The organism is Niabella hirudinis (assembly GCF_051201075.1).
GTDB classification, from domain to species: Bacteria; Bacteroidota; Bacteroidia; order Chitinophagales; family Chitinophagaceae; genus Niabella; species Niabella hirudinis.
This window is the reverse complement of sequence record NZ_JBPEHJ010000003.1, coordinates 210970-228326: the sequence shown is the minus strand read 5'-3', so window position 1 is coordinate 228326 and position 17357 is coordinate 210970. Positions and strand designations below refer to the sequence as shown.

The window sequence follows — 17357 nt, the reverse complement described above, 5'->3', positions numbered from 1 at the left end:
AATTACTTATGTATTGATTTCTTATGTATCTTTATAGAGAAATCAGTTTTACTGTGAATAAAACCAATTTATATAAAGGTTGCCTGGAGCCCATCCTGCTGAAGCTATTAAAGGAAAACGGGCGGATGTATGGCTATGAGATCACTCAAAGGGTAAAGGAACTTACTGCCGGCGAATTAAAGATCACGGAAGGCGCTTTATATCCCCTGCTGCACCGGCTGGAGGCGGAAGGTATACTGGAAGTGGAAATGGAAAACCTGGGCAACCGGGTACGTAAATACTACTCTCTGACACCAACCGGTAAAAAAGAGCAGGCAAAGGCCATGATTGAGTTGGAAGCCTTTAAAAATACTCTGCAACTGATCTTTAATCCTAAACTGGCATAAGATGCTTACTGATGAACAAATAACAACGCTTGATTCCTTTTGTCAAAAGAAAGGGGTACACTATTACGATCTCCGGCAGGAGCTGGTTGATCACCTGGCCGAAGGTATAGAAGGCCGGATAGCTGCAGATCCCAAAACAGACTTTAAAACTGCATTGCAGCAGGTATACAGTGGTTTTGGCATTACGGGTTTCTCCAACGTGATCCGGCAGCGGGAAGAAGCATCGTGTAAACGCGCCCGGAAAAAGGAGCGCCAGTATTTCAAGGCTTATTTTACATTTCCAAAAATCGCCCTGTCGCTCCTGCTCTTCCTGCTGCTAAGCGCACCTGTTGCATTATTTAAAATACGGGATGCCGCCGCGGTTTACAAGGCTTATTGTATTTTTTTATTCGCCTTTGCTCTTTTTGCGATCATTTTTGTAAGCATCCGGTTTAAACGCCCTGTGCAAAAATTGTTGTTGTTAAAACATACCGGCAGTTTTACCGTCTTTGTGGGCCTCTTCCAGGTGCCCAACCTTTATTTTAACCTGGCGGTGAACGGTTTTGACATCGATGTGAACCATACCCCCTGGTTCAACCTGGCGATGGCTGCATTCTGCACGCTCGCCATCCTGTTTACCCTTGCCCGGTACCATGCCTACAGGGCCATTTATGCAGATGCGCGCCGGCAATACCCGCTGGCGTTTTAGTACAGAGTTGTTTCACGTTTAAAGTTCAAGGTTTCACGCACATCCTGTTTTACACTTGATGATCTGTTAACCATTGCCTGTTAACTATTCACGATTGCCCATTCCCACGTCTTCAAATTCTCGCCGGGCTTTCCGCTGTCCTTTGAAAACTAATGCAACAAATACTGCGAAACTTTCGTCTCTCGCATAAGATATCAAAACGATTAAGAGATGAAACCGCTGCTTTTTCTTTGTGCCATCACACTCTTTGCAGGCTGTCAAAAACCGGCCCCCAGTCCCAAACAAAAATTATTGGCTTTTTACAACGATCGGGAGTTATTTGATGTGGACACGGTTTACCAAACTGTAGTGCTTGGCCTGCAACCATTTTCTGTAAAAATATTACGGGAGCGGTTCAACAATTATTTTCAGTTTTCGTCCCAATTCAAAGAAGATGATGGGCTTTCCACTCCCACATTGGTTTTTACTAAAATGGGAGAAGACACTGCGTTTTATGCGTACCGCCTGAGTTCGGACAACGAAAACTGGAGCCAGCCCTGCATCCTTTTTAAAGCAAACGGGCGCAAATTGAGCGATGTTGGCCGCCTGTATATTAAGCGTATCAAAACAGCCGGCGGGTCGGGGTATTTAAAAGATATTTTTGAGGTCACCTACGATTATCAAAACATTCATATATCCGAAATTTCTCAGGGTAATGAACTTACTTTCGCCGTGCATAGTAAGGACGAAAACGAAATTATTTTCTTAGATGGGATATGGGGATCGGGTGATGATGGCCATTTTGGATATCATAGGTACCGAATAAAAAAATACACAGACAGCAGGGGCGAGGAGGAGCTTGGCACTACAAAAGACAAATACCCCAGTTATGATAGCGAATATACTGCAGAACAGATTTTACACGAAATAGTACGAAAAGAACCGCAGTTGTTTAAAGGGGTTGATCTTAAACGATACTAATTTATGTTCTCCTCAAAACAAAGCATATCGAACGGCAATCGATCTCCATTTCCACATCTCCATATTTTCAAATTCTGATAAGGATTAACGTTTCACGTCAGATCCGTTTTGATACCCGATGATCTATTGACCATTCACCATTCAATGTCGTTTCCTTAGCGCGCGGATGTCTAATTATATGGCTCATTCCCGATGCATCGCATAGACGTCAAGATAAGAAAGATGTTCCAGTGGCAAACAGGCGCAGCGCGCCGTTAAACCTTATAATGATGAGCACTCAAAACCTCCCGCAGCCGCAGCGCGGCGGTAATTTCGTACGCCGGGCTTATACAAACTGCAATAATTACCGGTGCGCTGCACCTTTATTACCCGTATTGTTGCTTACTAACAGGATCAGCGCTGCGCTGCAGCTTCCCCCGGGGGCAAAATTTACTTGACACGCATGATGCGCCAAAACCCAATACGCTTCCCGGTTTTACGTCTTCGGGGCTCAACATCTGGCTTAAGGAAACGGCATTGGTTAACCATTGACTGTTTCCAAATTTCCACATCTTCACATTCTCAAATTTTCAAATTCTCGCCGGGCTTTCCTAACTTGCCGGCATGAAAAGGATCCTTTCAAAATTTGCCCTGCTCCCGGCAATACTCATCGCTTTTACGGCCAGCAGCCAGCAAAACCAGGCTACCTGGGAGTCGCTCGAATCGAGGCCCGTACCGGAATGGTATACCAATGCCAAATTCGGAATCTTTATCCATTGGGGCCTGTACAGCGTTCCGGCCTGGGCCACCAATTCCAATGCCGATGGCTTTGGCAGTAACTATGCCGAATGGTACTGGGAACGGCTCAACAATACCAAACTGAAGATCCATAAGGAATTCGTCGACTTCCAGAACCGGGTTTATGGCCCCAATTTTAAATACCCCGATTTTGCCACGCTTTTTAAAGCGGAATTATTTGAGCCTTCAAAATGGGCACAGATCTTCAAAGACGCCGGGGCAAAATATGTGGTGCTTACCAGCAAACACCACGATGGATTTGCACTTTGGCCCAGCCGTGAAGCCTGGAACTGGAATGCCGTGGATATGGGACCGCATCGCGATCTGGCCGGGGATCTTTCCAAAGCCGTAAAAGACGCCGGTTTGCACATGGGCTTTTACTATTCGCTGTACGAATGGTACAACCCGCTGTATAAAACGGACGTTGCAAAATACGTAGACCAGCACATGCTGCCCCAATTAAAAGATATTGTAACCCGGTACCAGCCGGATGTTATCTGGGCCGATGGGGATTGGGACCACTCCGACACGGTATGGAAAAGCCGTTCCTTTATCGATTGGCTGTATAACGAATCGCCGGTAAAAAATACGGTAGTTACCAACGACCGCTGGGGAACCGGCAACAAACATTATGGCACATTTAACTCTACCGAATACGGAAAAGGAAATGCGGGCCTGCATAAGCCCTGGGAAGAATGCCGGGGTATTGGTGAGTCCTTTGGTTTTAACCGTAACGAAAACCTGGAGCAATATCAAAGCAGTAAAAGCCTGGTGCAGATGCTTATTGATATTGTTTCGCGCGGGGGCAACCTGCTGCTCAATATAGGGCCCGCAGCCGATGGCACAATCCCCGTTATCATGCAGCAGCGCTTAAAGGATATGGGCGACTGGCTCAAAGTGAACGGGGCCGCCATTTACGGTACCACCGCCTGGAAGGATAAGCCCCTGCAGGCCGATTCCACTATCCGTTTTACCCGGAAAGGCAGCACCCTTTATGCCATTGCCACCACCTGGAAGGAGACATTGACCATCAAAGGCATAAAAAAGGCATCAGGTATCAAAATGCTGGGCGTCCCCGAAAAACTCAGCTTTCGGTCGGCAGCCGGGGGCATTACCATTCGTGCGCCGCATGTTACGCCGGCCAATAATCCCAGTCCCTATGCGTGGGTATACCAGATAGACGGTGTATTTTAACAATAACTATTTCCTTAAACCACTTTTTGATAATCCTGATGATAAAATAAAAACGTATCGTGCGTTGGAGGGATATTTTTTATTTAACCCCACCAATACCTGGAACAACTTTCCCATGGAGTATAAGGGGCAAATTGTTCCTGCAAACAAACGTATCGTACTCGATTTAGTTAAAGGCAACGCCAGGGCGGAAAAAATTGCAGGTAATGATAATCTAAAAAAAGCGATCAAAGTCTATAATAAAAAAGCCGGGCAATACCCGAATTCATAAAATAAAAAGCTGATATTGGGATATCTGTTATTGCGGGAACGTCCCATTTTCGGAAATTGCGATAATCGCAAAACCTGTTTATCTGTTAGCTCAATAAAACCGCAAAAAAAGGACCATAGCATTACCTAATCCACCTTGCGTTAAAGTTGACAACAACTACCTCCTTATCAGCGCCTTTGCCTTTTCCATTTTATAATCCCTCCCCTGGCGGATATCCTCAACCGTAGGCTGCACCAGGATCTCCGGCTGTACACCCTGTCCGTCCTTAGAAATACTTTTATCCGTAACCAGCCGGAAAAGCGGTAGCCGGAACCGGATTTGGGTAGCAGGCAGGGTTACATCCGGTATCAGCAGGGCGCTGTTGCCATAGGCGCCGCCGCCAGTGGGCTCACCCAGCACAATAATATGCTCCTGGCCGCGCAAGCCCCCCATTACCAGCGCGGTAGCCGAAAACGAGTTGCCGCCGCTTAGCAGGTAAACGGCGCCCTCGTAGTGATTTTTTTTCCTGGGGCGGAAATAATGCTTTTCATACCAGGTAAAATGAAACCGGCCATCGGCTTTTTTATGTGTTACAAAACGCATGAACCACTTCAATGCCCGGTCATTGCGGATATACCTGCTATAAACAGAGCTGCGGGTAAGCGCATACAATGAATCGGCCAGTTTAAACGGCTGGTTACTGAGGTATTTCATAAACAGGTTAGAGTTGCTGACCCTTCCACCCCCATTGCTTCTCAGATCCACAATCAGGTTTTCTACTTTTTTTCGACGCAACCTCCGGAAGGAGCGCCGGAAAAACGAGCGCAGTTGCAGCTTTTCGGAAAAGCTGTTCAGCTCCATTACTGCAAAGCGCCCACTGCTATCTATTTGCAGGGAGCGCTCCTCCTGCAACCGCTTCCGGCGGGGCTCCCTTTGTTTACGTTGGGATATACGGCCCGGTTTATGGCTGGTATCCGCCGGGGGTTTGTAGGGCCTTATCACACGGGTGCCAGGCACCCCGGAGCTATCGCGAAACCGGATGCTCAGGTCCTTTGGCCATCCATTGATCCAGGTATATAATGATCCAAAATAGGTGCCGGTACTCAGGCGCTGGTCCTGTGCAATCCTGTTCCCGCCGTCTGCCGGTATATAGCCGCGCAAGCTGTCCAGCACTGCTTTTACGGGCTTGCCTCCAATCGAATCGATCAGTGCCCCCCGGACCAGGCTGCTGTCGTTTTTAAAAATATTATACGCCACCGCCACTGTATCATTCCAGGTCTTTATATACAAAGGAAACAGCGTTTTTGTCTTCAATGTATCCATATATTTTGTATAGCCCCTGGAAGCCCTTACAGAAGTATGTCCGCACCGGACTGCAGCAATAACCTTTGCCAGCACCCTGCGGAATTCCTGTTCTGTAAGGCTATCCTTCAACTGGCGGCTTCCGGCTTCAAAGGCGCTATCCATCGCGGGCCTGGTGGTATACCAATACAAAGAAGGGTGCCGCTCTTCCAATATCTTTCTAAAGAGCCGGTAGTCCGACTGCAGCTGCTGCGGACTGAATTTTTTATGGGGGTTAAAAGCCTCCCTTCCCGTTTTACAGGAACACAGTAGAACGCCCATAAACAAACTCATCCACCATTTCATGCAGGAAACTATTTTTTATTGATGCTCTAAAAATAGATTTTTTATCCGGCTTTAAAAGCCTCACCAATTTGTGGGCAACAATTCCTAAGAAACCTGCAATCAACAACGAGATTAGAAGGTACAGTGTTATGGATTTATAATCTTCGAATGTTCCGGGAATATCGTTTGATGTCAATTGCCTGTAAAACGATTTCACCAATACAATAGTTGAATTCGTATCAATGTCCAAAACGTTCCTGGCAAGTAAAAAGGTAACTAATTGGATAAGAATGCCTGTAAAAATACAAGTTATAAAACGCTCAATAAAGATCCCTGCCCCAAATTGTTTGGTGAATTCGCCGGTAAAATAAAAGCGCTTAAAAACTAATCCCGGAACATAGGTTAAAACAAGCGTAATTATACTAAAAAGAGTAACAGGTACTTCCATAAGAAATATTAGCTAACTAAAGTTAGCGTATCTCCATCAGAAAGTTGTATAGTTACCTCTTTTTTTTCTTTTTCGAGTTTTTGCAGAGCTTCAATGTATTCATCCCGGTCTTTGGGGTTCGATAAAATCCTCTTTACCTCTGGACTCACTACGTCGGAATCTGAGCCAAACAATTCTTGTAAAGTACCCTCAGCAGCAAAGAATATTTGTTTCAGGATTTTGTACATAATAAAAGAAGATTTCAATATCAAAATGAGCGTGCACTCAATTCAAATACAAGTTACAGCAATTGTTTCTAAAAACGACACAAGGTGTTCAAAAAAGTTTCGTATTGCCTTGAAAAATTAACTCATAATAATAATTGGCAGGAGAAGATTGGCATTAAATTATTACCCGATCGGGTTCCAGCCCTGGGCCGTTATTTCATGCCGGCTGCCGCCCTTGGTGATGATATGCGCTCCTTCGGTTGCCTCCGTCATATACCCGATAATACTAATGGACGGGTTTGCGTTGATCTTTTCATAATCCGACTGGGGAACGGTAAACAGCAATTCATAGTCTTCTCCTCCGCTCAGGGCACAGGCCGTGGGGTCTATTTCAAATTTAAATGCCGCATTGCGGGTTTCTTCCGCAACAGGTATCTTATCTTCATACAACACACAGCCGAGGTCGCTGTCCTTGCAAATATGCAAAATTTCTGAGCTTAAACCATCGCTGATGTCCATCATGGCGGAGGGCATTACGGAGCTTTCCGCAAAAAACTCAACGATATCCTTGCGGGCTTCGGGTTTCAGCAGGCGCCCGATTACATAGTTTTCCCCCTCAAGATCCGGCTGCACTTTTGGGCTTTCGAGAAATATTTTCTTTTCGCGCTCCAGGAAGAGCAGGCCCACATAGGCCGCCCCCAGGTCGCCGCTTACACAAAGCAGATCCCCTTTTTTTGCGGTACTTCGTTTTACAAATTTATCGGGGGCAACTTCCCCAATGGCGGTAACTGCAATCACCAGCCCCTTTTGAGAGGTAGTGGTATCGCCCCCTACCAGGTCCACCCCGTAATGACTGCAGGCGGCATATACCCCCTCATAAAATTCATCCAGGGCCTCCAGGCTAAAGCGGTTGCTGATGCCAATGCCCAGGGTAATTTGGGTAGGTACGGCATTCATCGCATATACATCACTGAGGTTTACCACCACCGATTTGTAACCCAGGTGCTTCAGCGGGGTATACATCAAATCAAAATGAACCCCTTCCAAAAGCAGGTCGGTTGTTATGACCGTTTGCTTGCCAAAATGGTCAATCACGGCTGCATCATCGCCCACGCCCAGCAGGGAGGAAACGTTCTGCAATTCTATGTTTTTGGTCAAATGATCAATCAGACCAAATTCACCCAATTCGGATAGTTCTGTGCGTTCTGTGCTCATATCAATGTAATTACCATCTTTATAGACCCTGATTTTTGCCCGCCGATGCGTTCTTTTCCTGCATCCCGATGACTCCCATGGGAACGGGAAAATAATCACCAGTACTAAATGTTATACGGGCTCAAATTTAAACGGTTTGCAGAGAAATTTGACTTTATTTTACTATTTTGCCAGAAATTTCAAAATCCGACAAACAGCTGATGAGTTTGGAAAACATGGACTAACGCCTATCGCCTACTAAAACTAAATTGAACACAAAATAAACATATGAAACAACTATTAGTAATTGCTGCGGCCCTTGTGGCCCTGTTCAGCTCCTGCGGACCTGCCATCTACAAATCAACCGATCTGAATCGTACGATTCAAAATCACCGGGTAGTAGCCATTTTACCGGCCAATGTTTCGATAAAACTACGGCCAAACGAAATGAAAAAAACCAGTGCAGAACAGCTAAGGAATATGGAGGAAAAAACCGGCTATGATGTACAGGATAAAATGTACTCCTGGTTTTTGCGCCGTTCCGACAAAAAAAATTACTCGGTAACGATCCAGGATGCCGCTGAAACCAATGTATTATTGAAAAAGGCAGGAATCGATTACAACGGGCTAACAGAAAAACAGGCTAAAGAAATCGCTAAGATCCTGGGCGTGGATGCATTGATTCAAACCAATATCAGATCAGATAAGCCTATGTCGGACGGAGCCGCAATTGTTGTGGCTGTTTTGGTGGGCGCATACGGCAGCACCAATAAGGTGGAAACTTCTGTAAATATAAAAGAAGCTAGTAATGGCAACCTGTTATGGAAATACGATTATGAAGCCAATGGTGGTGTGGGATCTTCAACCGGAAAATTGGTTGATAACCTGATGCGGAACTTATCCAAAAAATTTCCCTACGCCCGGAGATAGTACCCTGTCATTAATAATGTTCAGCATCTGTTCATGTATCAATCCGTTTGTTGCCAATATGCGATGCTGATAGGGCGAGTAATGATCCCCATTAAAATCAGTCACTTTGCCCCCGGCTTCTTCCACAATCAAAAAGCCCGCAGCGCTGTCCCAGGCCTCCAGTTTATGCTCATAAAACCCATCGAACCGGCCGGCGGCTACCCAGCACAGGTCAATGGCCGCAGCACCCAGCCGGCGCACGGGGACGCCCTCTTTTATCAGCCGTTCAAAAACCTGCAGCGGACCATTTTCCATGTTAATATAGACGTACGGAAAACCGGTTACAAGGCAGGAGCGCATCGCCTCCGTTTCCTTACTTACGCTTATTGGCTGTCCGTTTAGTGTGGCCCCCCTGCCTTTTTCCGCAAAAAACAACTCGTTCATGTGCGGGTTGTACACCATCCCCAAAATGATCTCTTTTTTATATTCTACCCCAACGGATACGCAGTTGATGGGTACTCCGTGTGCAAAATTAATAGTGCCATCCAGCGGATCGATGATCCATTTATAATCAGACTCCTTTGCCAGGGCCCCACTTTCCTCGGTCAGTATAAAATGATCGGGGTAATGCCTTCGGATCACCTCGATGATCGCTTTTTCCGATGCATGGTCGGCATCCGTAACCAGGTTATTGCGGCCCTCTTTGTGTTGTATCGAAAAGGACTGCTGAAAATATCGGGTTAGTTCCGCCGCGCCCGCCCGCACGGCTTCTTCTAAAACAGTTGCTAACATAGGTTCAAAGATACCCCATCGGGGAATTTAAAATATCCAATATGAAATATAAAATTTTAAAGTAAGGAATTTCTCAATGGCGGACAGTACTTTCATTCCGGAACCTGAGACTGATGGCCGAATTCAGTTATTTTTGCACCAGCTCCTGCTTTTTAAAAAAATGACCCTGTCCATCATCATAGTCAACTATAACGTTAAATATTTTGCGGAGCACTGCCTGTTATCCGCACAACGGGCTGCCAGGAATATAGCAACAGAATTGATTGTGGTCGACAATTGCTCTACCGATGGCAGCCTGGAGTACCTGCAGCCCCTGTTTCCACGGGTATTATTTATTGCCAACAAGGAAAATACCGGCTTTGGCAGGGCCTGCAATCAGGGGTTACACCAGTCCACCGGCCGGTTTGTTTTGTTTCTGAACCCGGATACACTGGTTCCGGAGGATTGCTTTTCCCAATGCCTGCAGGTTTTTGAACGGCATAAAGAAGTGGGCGCATTGGGCATCCGCATGATCAACGGGCAGGGTATTTTTCTGAAGGAATCCATGCGGGGTTTTCCCTCCTTTTCGGCCGCCTTTTTCAAACTATCCGGTATCAACCGGCTTTTTCCACGCTCCCGTTTTTTTAACCGGTATTATATGGGACACCTGAATGCCCAAAAGGACCAGTTTACCGAAGCGCTTGCAGGCGCCTTTATGCTGATTTCCCGGGGGGTGCTGGAAAAAACAGGGGGGTTTGATGAAGCTTTTTTTATGTATGGAGAGGATATAGACCTTAGTTACCGGGTTTATAAAACCGGCTATAAAAACTACTACCTGTCGTCCCCGTCCATTATTCATTTTAAAGGCGAAAGCACTTCCAAAAAAAGCCTGGCCTATATCCGGAACTTTTATGGAGCCATGAGCATCTTCGTAAAAAAGCATTATACGGGATTTAAAAAGCTGGGGTTCCGCCTGCTGGTGCATACCGGCATTGGAGTACACGCCCCCTTCAAATATATTGCGGACCTGCTCCGGGCCCGGCAGCAAAAAACAACCCGGCCGGAAAGTTCAGGGATCATCATTGGCACCCCGGCATCGGCAAACGCCCTTATCCCTTTATTGCCGGCAGCGGAAAACAACTCCTTTACCCTCCTTGCTCCCGGGGACACGCAGCTGATAAAGGTTCTTAGGGAACATTCCTCCGTTCCCATATATATCTGCGAGCAGGACCTCCGCTTTGTCGAACTGATCCGCATTGTTGGTCAAAGCCGGCATTCCTGTTTATATTTCTTCAGCGGCAACAGCATCATTTCAGGAAGCTGAAGTTAACATTCAGCGTTCAGCATTTAGCCTTCAGCAATCAGCCGATTAATTCTGGGCCCGGAGATCCTGCATCGGATGTTGAACTTTGAACATTAAACCTGAAACAGCCCCAATAGCGTCGCTAACAACCGTACGGTTACTATTGGTTTTATTGTTACCTTGCAGGCCGGCAAATGCGTATCTTTGCAGGTTACAGTAGTTAGTAGAATATGGCATCAATAATAGATATTAAATTACCGCGATCGATTGCCAGTGCACTGCGGCTTCCCAAGCGTAATGCAAAAACACAGCAACAGAAAGTATTAAAAAAATTATTAAAAAAGGCAAGATTTACAGAATTTGGTCAGGAATACCGGTTTGACGAGATCCTGCTTTCCAAAAATATAGATAAAAGCTTCCAGGAGCTGGTTCCGGTATATGATTATAACAAGATCTATGACCGCTGGTGGGTTAAAACCCTGGAGGGCAAGTCCGACATTACCTGGCCGGGCAAAATCAAATATTATGCATTGAGTTCGGGCACCTCGGAGGCCGCCAGCAAATATATTCCCGTTACCAACGACCTTTTGAAAAGCAATACGATCAATTACATCAAACAACTGATCAGCGTTTTTGGTTACAAACAGGCCAACAAAAAATCCCTTACAAAAGACTTCCTGATTATCGGCGGTGCTACCAACCTTCAACGGGGAGAAGCGGGCTGGTTTGCCGGCGATCTGAGCGGCATCCTGGCAAAAAAGCGCCCCTTTTGGTTTCAAACCTTTTATAAACCCGGAGGCCGGATTGCTGCTATCGCCGACTGGAACCAGAAATTAAATGAGATCGTTGATAATGCACATAAATGGGATATCGGTTACATTGTAGGAGTGCCGGCCTGGTGTCAGATGTGTATGGAAATGGTTATTGAACGTTACAATTTGGCCAATATTCATGAAATTTGGCCAAATTTTGGCATTTTTGTTCATGGAGGAGTCGCGTTTGAACCTTATAAAAAATCTTTTGACAAGCTTCTTGGTAAACCCATCGTTTATGTGGAAAACTACCTCTCCAGCGAAGGTTTCATCGGATATAAAATGAAGGAAGACCGGGGTATTCAGCTGGTGACGGACAATAATATTTTTTTTGAATTTGTCCCCTTCGACAATTGCAATTTTGATGCGGAAGGTACCATGATTGATCAACCAGAAGCAAAACTGATTGATGAGGTGGAGGTTGGAAAAGAATACGCCCTTTTGATGAGTACTAATGCCGGCAGCTGGCGTTACCTGATTGGAGATACCATTAAATTCCTTGATATAGACAAGGCAGAGGTGATCATTACCGGCCGCACCAAGCATTTTTTAAGCCTGGTGGGCGAACATCTGAGCGTAGAGAATATGAACCGGGCCATACAGGATGCCAACGATCATTTCAATATCAGCATCCAGGAATATACCGTTATCGGTTTACCCCATAAGGACTACTTTGCACATCGATGGTATGTGGCCACCAGCGACCCGGTAAACCCCGGTGAGCTGATTGCCTTCATCGATAATAAGCTCCGGGAAATCAATGATGACTATGCAACGGAGCGCACCAGTGCTCTTAAAGAAGTATTTATTGAAGTATTACCTCCCGAAACTTTTATGAAATTTATGGAGCTAAAAGGAAAATTAGGTAGCCAGCACAAATTTCCACGGGTAATGAAGGGGCGGATGCTTTTAGACTGGGAAAATTTTTTAAAAACCGGGCAGATTTAGTGCCCTTTTTAAAAACTTCGGCTATCTTGTTATCCAATTATGATTGAAGCCTTTATTAAAGGAGCATCCATGGGTTTGATCCTCTGTCTTGCAGTAGGGCCCGTGTTCTTTTCAGTCATCAAGCACAGCATCAATGTAGGTCACCGGGGAGGGCTGGCATTTGTGTTGGGCGTTTCGGCCAGCGATACCACCCTTGCTTTCATCAGTAATTTCTTTTCGCAGTTTTTTATCAGTCTCAGTTCCCAAAAAGTGGCCATCAGTATTATAGGAAGTACCTTTCTTATTGTACTGGGTATTTACTACGCTTTTTTTAAAAAGATCCGCATCCGGGACCGTATCAAAAGGACGCCGCCGGTATTCCGGAAACGGGATTATCTGCAGCTGTTTCTTTCGGGGTTTTTCCTAAATACCCTCAATCCCGGTATTTTTCTTGTTTGGCTCACCGCGTCTTCCTCCGTTATCACTCATACCATCAATGAGCGTATTGTTATTTTTGTAACGGCGCTGGCCATCGTTTTGGCCACCGATATTGTTAAGGTAATGCTGGCCAACAAGATCCGGACCCGGCTTACGCCCCGTAATATTCATCTGATGAACCGCGTCAACGGTTTTGTGCTGATCAGCTTTGGTATTGCATTGATCATAAGGCTGGCCATATAAAACGATTCTTAAAATTTCCTTAATTCCTTTACGATTCTGATCTGTTATCGGAATGATCTCTTCCCCGTATATAAAAAGTAAAGAATAATCTGTTATTTTTATATAATAATGGATCTGTTTGAATAAGATGAAGGTTCTGAAAGGCATATGGAAATGGGGCAGGAGAATATTTGTTATACTGTTTGTGGGCCAGCTGGTGTATGTGGTATTGCTGAAATGGGTGAACCCGCCCATTACTTTTACGCAAATTGGCAGCCTGCTGCATGGCCGCGGGTTTCATCAGCAAAACAGGCCGGCGGCCTCCGTTTCTGAAAACGCCCGCCTGGCGGTAATTGCATCGGAGGACCAGCTGTTTCCGGATCATAATGGTTTCGATTGGAAGCAGATACAAAAAGCGATTGAATACAACCAGCGAAAACCCGGAAGGATCCGCGGAGCCAGCACCATTAGCCAGCAAACAGCTAAAAATGTGTTTTTGTGGCAGGGCCGTGGCTGGATAAGAAAAAGCCTTGAAGTATATTTTACCTTTATGATCGAAAACGTCTGGGGCAAAAAAAGGATCCTTGAAGTATACCTGAATGTTGCAGAAATGGGCAGTGGTATTTTTGGAATTGAGCAGGCGGCACAAACCTATTTTAATAAACCAGCCAAATCGCTGACCGCTTTTGAAGCCGCTGCTATTGCCGCTGTATTGCCCAACCCCCTGAAACGTAAGATAAAACCCATGGCCCCCGAAGTGGCAAAACGGGCCAGGGAAATCGTACAGCAAATGAACTTTCTAAAGCCCGACCGGGATATACAAAAACTCATTCAATAATTTGGACGGGAAGGCTTTTGGTTTGATCGATTGCACGAATCCCGCTGAAGGCGGATAATTGACGAAAAAAGGTACGGTTTGAGGCTGTACTTCATTCAACCGGGATGAACGTTAAAGTTGGGATGGGTGCATAACATTTTTTGTAATCCTTTTTTTACACCTTGTTTAGTAAACGGCAGCTCCTGCCTAAATATGAAGGGGCAAATCGCCTACCATTTGCTCAATATCGCCAATGAAATTTTGCCAATAGTCAGCAGCGCCATCGAAGTTTTCCTCTTTTTCCAAAAAGGCTTCTCCCTTATTAACAACCTCCAGGTATAGCACATGACCAGGGCCTAAAGGAGAAAATGTAGATTTAATGCGATGTAATAACCGTTTTACCTCAGACAGATCTTCCAACGCCAGCGCCTGTCCTAAATGAAGTTGATCTTCCTTCCACTGCAGTTTTATTTCTCTTAGAATATCATTTATGGCACTGGCATCATTGCCCAGCAATTCTTTTAGATAAGTAAGATTATTATAGGAGGGTTCCGCATTCTCCAAAACGGGTTCTGTCATGATCAGGGGCATTTTGTCAATCTCTTTTATTATGGTTACGGGTTCTTTGGGCGTGTTTGCAAACAGGTGTAAAAAGCGTTGTCTGCATCGGGATCTTTACAAAAGGTGCAGCTTTGCCAGCAGTGCATCCTTATAGCTTTCTGAAACGGGTATTGGTTGATTCTTTATATACACAAGCCGGTTTTCAATATACTCCACTTTGTCAATCGCAATCACATAACTCCGGTGTACTCTTACAAACTTATCGGGCGAAAACTTGTCTTCAATCGTCTTGAGGCTGCCATGCACCATATACATCTTATCCGGCAGGTTAAACTGCACATAATCTCCTTTTGCCTCCATCCATAAAATATCGTCTACATTTATTTTACGGATCACCTTGTTTTCTTTTATAAAAAGATGTTTGGGTGTTATGGCTTCGGGCTGTTGCGACTGCTTAAACCGGATCAGTTCCAGCACCCTGTCTACAGCAGCCAGTACCCGGGTAAGTGTAAACGGCTTTACCAGATAGTCCAGCACATTTAACTCAAATGCTTCTACTGCGTATTCTTCTTTTGCGGTTGTTAAAATGGTGTGCGGCCGGTTAGGCAACAACTTTAACAGATCCAGTCCGCTCATTTCCGGCATTTCAACATCCAGAAACATAATATCAACATGGTTGGTCTCCAAAAAGTGCTTGGCTTCCAATGCACTCTCACATTCGCCAATAACGTTTATACTATTTACATTTAAAAGAATCTTCTTCAATAGGACCCGCGCTACCTTGTTATCGTCAACTAATAAGCATATAAGAGGGCCATTTATGTTCATTTATGTAGTCTAAGGTAGCCTAAAGATACGAAAAATTTGTCATTTGAAAAATTGATTCGGGTTAAATTCAGGAAGAGGCAGGTCATAAATGGGCGAATCTGCCAGGATCAATACGGTTTTAGCCCATTAAAAAGGGCCATCCGTTTGGATGGCCCAGAAAGTAGTTCCTTAATGCTGATCTTATTTTTTGAACTGGGGGATAATGCTGTTTGCCAGGTCCACCATGCTCTTCAGCCCTTCTTCCGGCAGGTTTCCTTTTTTAAACTCCGCCAAAATTTCGGGATATTTATTTTCCATTTCCAGCAGGAAATGTTCTTCAAATTCTTTTACTCTATTTACCGGCACCTCCTTTATAAGACCATTGGTTCCCAGGTAAATAATAGCTACCTGTTTTTCAACGGAATATGGAGAGTACTGCGGCTGCTTCAGGATTTCTACGTTCCGCGCACCTTTGTCAATTACATTTTTGGTAGCAGCATCCAGGTCGCCACCGAATTTTGAGAAGGCTTCCAGCTCGCGGTACAATGCCTGATCCAGCTTAAGGGTACCGGCTACTTTTTTCATGGATTTGATCTGTGCGTTACCACCCACACGGCTTACCGAAATACCCACGTTGATAGCCGGACGGATGCCGGAGAGGAACAGGGATGATTCGAGGAAGATCTGGCCATCGGTGATGGAGATCACGTTTGTGGGGATATAGGCCGATACGTCACCCGCCTGTGTTTCGATGATCGGGAGTGCTGTTAAAGAACCACCGCCCTTTACCAGGTGCTTGATGGAGTCCGGCAGATCGTTCATGTTCTTTACGATCTCATCATTATTGATCACTTTCGCAGCTCTTTCCAGCAGGCGGCTGTGCAGGTAAAATACGTCACCAGGGTAAGCTTCACGGCCAGGAGGGCGGCGCAGCAGCAGGGATACTTCGCGGTAAGCTACGGCCTGCTTGGACAGATCATCATAAATGATCAGCGCCGGGCGACCAGTGTCACGGAAGTATTCGCCAATGGCGGCACCTGCAAACGGAGCGTAGAACTGCAGCGGAGCCGGGTCAGAAGCAGAAGCGGCCACGATAGTGGTATATTCCATGGCGCCGTTATCTTCCAGTGTTTTCATAACACCAGCAATAGTGGATGCTTTTTGCCCGATGGCTACATAAATACAATATACAGGTTTGCCTGCTTTGAAAAATTCTTTCTGGTTGATGATGGTGTCAATGGCAATCGCGGTTTTGCCGGTCTGGCGGTCGCCGATGATCAACTCCCGCTGGCCACGGCCAATGGGAATCATGGCATCAATGGCTTTAATACCGGTTTGCAGCGGTTCCTTTACCGGCTCCCGGAAAATAACCCCCGGGGCTTTCCGCTCCAGCGGCATTTCATAAAGCTCTCCGGAAAGAGGGCCCTTACCATCGATCGGCTGTCCCAGTGTGTTTACCACACGGCCGGTCATGCCCTCACCTACTTTAATAGAGGCGATCTGATTGGTGCGGCGCACTTTGGATCCTTCCTTAATATCCTTGCCTTCACCCATCAATACCACACCCACATTGTCTTCTTCCAGGTTAAGGGCAATGGCGCGTACACCGTCTTCAAACTCAACAAGTTCACCATACCTTACATTTCCAAGGCCATAAACACGGGCAATACCATCACCCACCTGTAGTACGGTGCCAATTTCCTCTAAATCTGCCTGGGCATTAAAGTTGCTCAGCTGCTCCCGAAGGATGGCACTTATTTCGTCTGGTTTTATTTCCGGCATAAATACTGATATTTAATACGATTGTTGTATACAAACGCGGCCTAACGCCCGTTTTCAGGCTGCAAAAGTAGTGTATTACCACATTCCTAACAAAAAATAAGGAGGCGAAAATTTTCGCCCGGGCACGATGATTCCGGGAGCCGGGGGCATCTTATCGCTTTCTGGCTATGAGAAAACCGGGTTTTATACTGGTCAGGGGATAAAAAAGTGAATCGATCTGCTATAAAAGACCGTTCTTTCAAAAAGGCTGCAGGAAATGTAAAGTAATAAATATTCCCG

The 17357-nt window shown here is 45.7% G+C and carries 18 protein-coding genes; 10 read left to right on the top strand and 8 right to left on the bottom strand.

Going from position 1 to position 17357, the window contains the following annotated elements; translation table 11 throughout:
• Positions 1-53 precede the first annotated feature (53 nt).
• The 5 genes from GGU45_RS07520 to GGU45_RS07500 all read left to right on the top strand — a co-directional run bounded on the left by GGU45_RS07520 (position 54) and on the right by GGU45_RS07500 (position 4276).
• Entirely contained in the window at positions 54-386 is a 333-nt protein-coding gene (locus GGU45_RS07520) for a PadR family transcriptional regulator (RefSeq protein WP_435223463.1), read from the top strand.
• A gap of 1 nt (position 387) precedes the next feature.
• Complete coding sequence (locus GGU45_RS07515; RefSeq protein WP_435223461.1) at positions 388-1074, top strand: hypothetical protein; 687 nt, start codon at positions 388-390, stop codon at positions 1072-1074.
• 210 nt (positions 1075-1284) lie between these two features.
• Entirely contained in the window at positions 1285-2034 is a 750-nt protein-coding gene (locus tag GGU45_RS07510; RefSeq protein WP_435223459.1) for a hypothetical protein, read from the top strand.
• A gap of 603 nt (positions 2035-2637) precedes the next feature.
• Entirely contained in the window at positions 2638-4005 is a 1368-nt protein-coding gene (locus GGU45_RS07505) for an alpha-L-fucosidase (protein ID WP_435223458.1), read from the top strand.
• 115 nt (positions 4006-4120) lie between these two features.
• On the top strand, positions 4121-4276 hold the full coding sequence (locus tag GGU45_RS07500) for a hypothetical protein (RefSeq protein WP_435223456.1): 156 nt from the start codon (positions 4121-4123) through the stop codon (positions 4274-4276).
• 156 nt (positions 4277-4432) lie between these two features.
• Here GGU45_RS07500 and GGU45_RS07495 read toward each other — a convergent pair whose 3' ends face one another.
• From GGU45_RS07495 to thiL, 4 genes are all read right to left on the bottom strand, one after another.
• On the bottom strand, positions 4433-5902 hold the full coding sequence (locus tag GGU45_RS07495) for a S41 family peptidase (RefSeq protein ID WP_435223454.1): 1470 nt from the start codon (positions 5900-5902) through the stop codon (positions 4433-4435).
• Positions 5853-6329: a hypothetical protein gene (locus GGU45_RS07490; protein ID WP_435223452.1), complete on the bottom strand. Its 477-nt coding sequence runs from the start codon at positions 6327-6329 to the stop codon at positions 5853-5855. The genes GGU45_RS07495 and GGU45_RS07490 overlap by 50 nt, the downstream gene beginning before the upstream one ends.
• An 8-nt stretch (positions 6330-6337) precedes the next feature.
• Positions 6338-6556, bottom strand: coding sequence for a hypothetical protein (locus GGU45_RS07485; RefSeq protein WP_435223450.1), 219 nt, complete (start codon positions 6554-6556; stop codon positions 6338-6340).
• A 162-nt stretch (positions 6557-6718) separates the two neighbouring features.
• Positions 6719-7750: a thiamine-phosphate kinase gene (gene thiL / locus GGU45_RS07480; protein WP_435223448.1), complete on the bottom strand. Its 1032-nt coding sequence runs from the start codon at positions 7748-7750 to the stop codon at positions 6719-6721.
• A gap of 267 nt (positions 7751-8017) precedes the next feature.
• Here thiL and GGU45_RS07475 point away from each other — a divergent pair, with 267 nt between their 5' ends.
• The gene (locus tag GGU45_RS07475) at positions 8018-8659 is read left to right on the top strand and encodes a hypothetical protein (RefSeq protein WP_435223446.1); all 642 of its coding nucleotides are present in this window, start codon (positions 8018-8020) and stop codon (positions 8657-8659) included.
• Here the strand turns inward: GGU45_RS07475 and GGU45_RS07470 are convergent.
• Entirely contained in the window at positions 8627-9430 is an 804-nt protein-coding gene (locus GGU45_RS07470; protein ID WP_435223445.1) for an inositol monophosphatase family protein, read from the bottom strand. The two genes, GGU45_RS07475 and GGU45_RS07470, sit on opposite strands and share 33 nt — an antisense overlap.
• A gap of 160 nt (positions 9431-9590) precedes the next feature.
• Between GGU45_RS07470 and GGU45_RS07465 the strand changes: the two genes are divergently transcribed.
• From GGU45_RS07465 to mtgA, 4 genes are all read left to right on the top strand, one after another.
• The gene (locus GGU45_RS07465) at positions 9591-10733 is read left to right on the top strand and encodes a glycosyltransferase family 2 protein (protein WP_435223443.1); all 1143 of its coding nucleotides are present in this window, start codon (positions 9591-9593) and stop codon (positions 10731-10733) included.
• 209 nt (positions 10734-10942) lie between these two features.
• A complete protein-coding gene (locus GGU45_RS07460) occupies positions 10943-12472 on the top strand; it encodes a GH3 family acyl-acid amido synthetase (RefSeq protein ID WP_435223441.1) in 1530 nt (509 codons plus the stop codon).
• A 39-nt stretch (positions 12473-12511) separates the two neighbouring features.
• Positions 12512-13132, top strand: coding sequence for a LysE family translocator (locus GGU45_RS07455; protein ID WP_435223439.1), 621 nt, complete (start codon positions 12512-12514; stop codon positions 13130-13132).
• Positions 13133-13259: 127 nt separating this feature from the next.
• On the top strand, positions 13260-13949 hold the full coding sequence (gene mtgA / locus GGU45_RS07450) for a monofunctional biosynthetic peptidoglycan transglycosylase (RefSeq protein ID WP_435223951.1): 690 nt from the start codon (positions 13260-13262) through the stop codon (positions 13947-13949).
• A gap of 186 nt (positions 13950-14135) precedes the next feature.
• On the opposite strand, the gene GGU45_RS07445 is transcribed toward mtgA, so the two are convergent.
• From GGU45_RS07445 to atpA, 3 genes are all read right to left on the bottom strand, one after another.
• Complete coding sequence (locus tag GGU45_RS07445) at positions 14136-14507, bottom strand: hypothetical protein (protein WP_435223437.1); 372 nt, start codon at positions 14505-14507, stop codon at positions 14136-14138.
• Positions 14508-14603: 96 nt separating this feature from the next.
• Entirely contained in the window at positions 14604-15317 is a 714-nt protein-coding gene (locus tag GGU45_RS07440; protein ID WP_435223435.1) for a LytR/AlgR family response regulator transcription factor, read from the bottom strand.
• Between the two features lie 180 nt (positions 15318-15497).
• Positions 15498-17078 (bottom strand): F0F1 ATP synthase subunit alpha, encoded by a 1581-nt coding sequence (atpA, locus tag GGU45_RS07435; RefSeq protein WP_435223433.1) that lies wholly within the window; start codon positions 17076-17078, stop codon positions 15498-15500.
• Positions 17079-17357 lie beyond the last annotated feature (279 nt).

Excerpts from the sequence above, each read along its gene's own strand:
- GGU45_RS07515 (WP_435223461.1), top strand. The coding sequence starts at position 388 with ATGCTTACTGATGAACAAATAACAACGCTTGATTCCTTTTGTCAAAAG.
- GGU45_RS07510 (WP_435223459.1), top strand. The coding sequence starts at position 1,285 with ATGAAACCGCTGCTTTTTCTTTGTGCCATCACACTCTTTGCAGGCTGT.
- GGU45_RS07505 (WP_435223458.1), top strand. The coding sequence starts at position 2,638 with ATGAAAAGGATCCTTTCAAAATTTGCCCTGCTCCCGGCAATACTCATC.
- GGU45_RS07500 (WP_435223456.1), top strand. The coding sequence starts at position 4,121 with ATGGAGTATAAGGGGCAAATTGTTCCTGCAAACAAACGTATCGTACTC.
- GGU45_RS07495 (WP_435223454.1), bottom strand. The coding sequence starts at position 5,902 with ATGAAATGGTGGATGAGTTTGTTTATGGGCGTTCTACTGTGTTCCTGT.
- GGU45_RS07490 (WP_435223452.1), bottom strand. The coding sequence starts at position 6,329 with ATGGAAGTACCTGTTACTCTTTTTAGTATAATTACGCTTGTTTTAACC.
- GGU45_RS07485 (WP_435223450.1), bottom strand. The coding sequence starts at position 6,556 with ATGTACAAAATCCTGAAACAAATATTCTTTGCTGCTGAGGGTACTTTA.
- thiL (WP_435223448.1), bottom strand. The coding sequence starts at position 7,750 with ATGAGCACAGAACGCACAGAACTATCCGAATTGGGTGAATTTGGTCTG.
- GGU45_RS07475 (WP_435223446.1), top strand. The coding sequence starts at position 8,018 with ATGAAACAACTATTAGTAATTGCTGCGGCCCTTGTGGCCCTGTTCAGC.
- GGU45_RS07470 (WP_435223445.1), bottom strand. The coding sequence starts at position 9,430 with ATGTTAGCAACTGTTTTAGAAGAAGCCGTGCGGGCGGGCGCGGCGGAA.
- GGU45_RS07465 (WP_435223443.1), top strand. The coding sequence starts at position 9,591 with ATGACCCTGTCCATCATCATAGTCAACTATAACGTTAAATATTTTGCG.
- GGU45_RS07460 (WP_435223441.1), top strand. The coding sequence starts at position 10,943 with ATGGCATCAATAATAGATATTAAATTACCGCGATCGATTGCCAGTGCA.
- GGU45_RS07455 (WP_435223439.1), top strand. The coding sequence starts at position 12,512 with ATGATTGAAGCCTTTATTAAAGGAGCATCCATGGGTTTGATCCTCTGT.
- mtgA (WP_435223951.1), top strand. The coding sequence starts at position 13,260 with ATGAAGGTTCTGAAAGGCATATGGAAATGGGGCAGGAGAATATTTGTT.
- GGU45_RS07445 (WP_435223437.1), bottom strand. The coding sequence starts at position 14,507 with ATGACAGAACCCGTTTTGGAGAATGCGGAACCCTCCTATAATAATCTT.
- GGU45_RS07440 (WP_435223435.1), bottom strand. The coding sequence starts at position 15,317 with ATGAACATAAATGGCCCTCTTATATGCTTATTAGTTGACGATAACAAG.
- atpA (WP_435223433.1), bottom strand. The coding sequence starts at position 17,078 with ATGCCGGAAATAAAACCAGACGAAATAAGTGCCATCCTTCGGGAGCAG.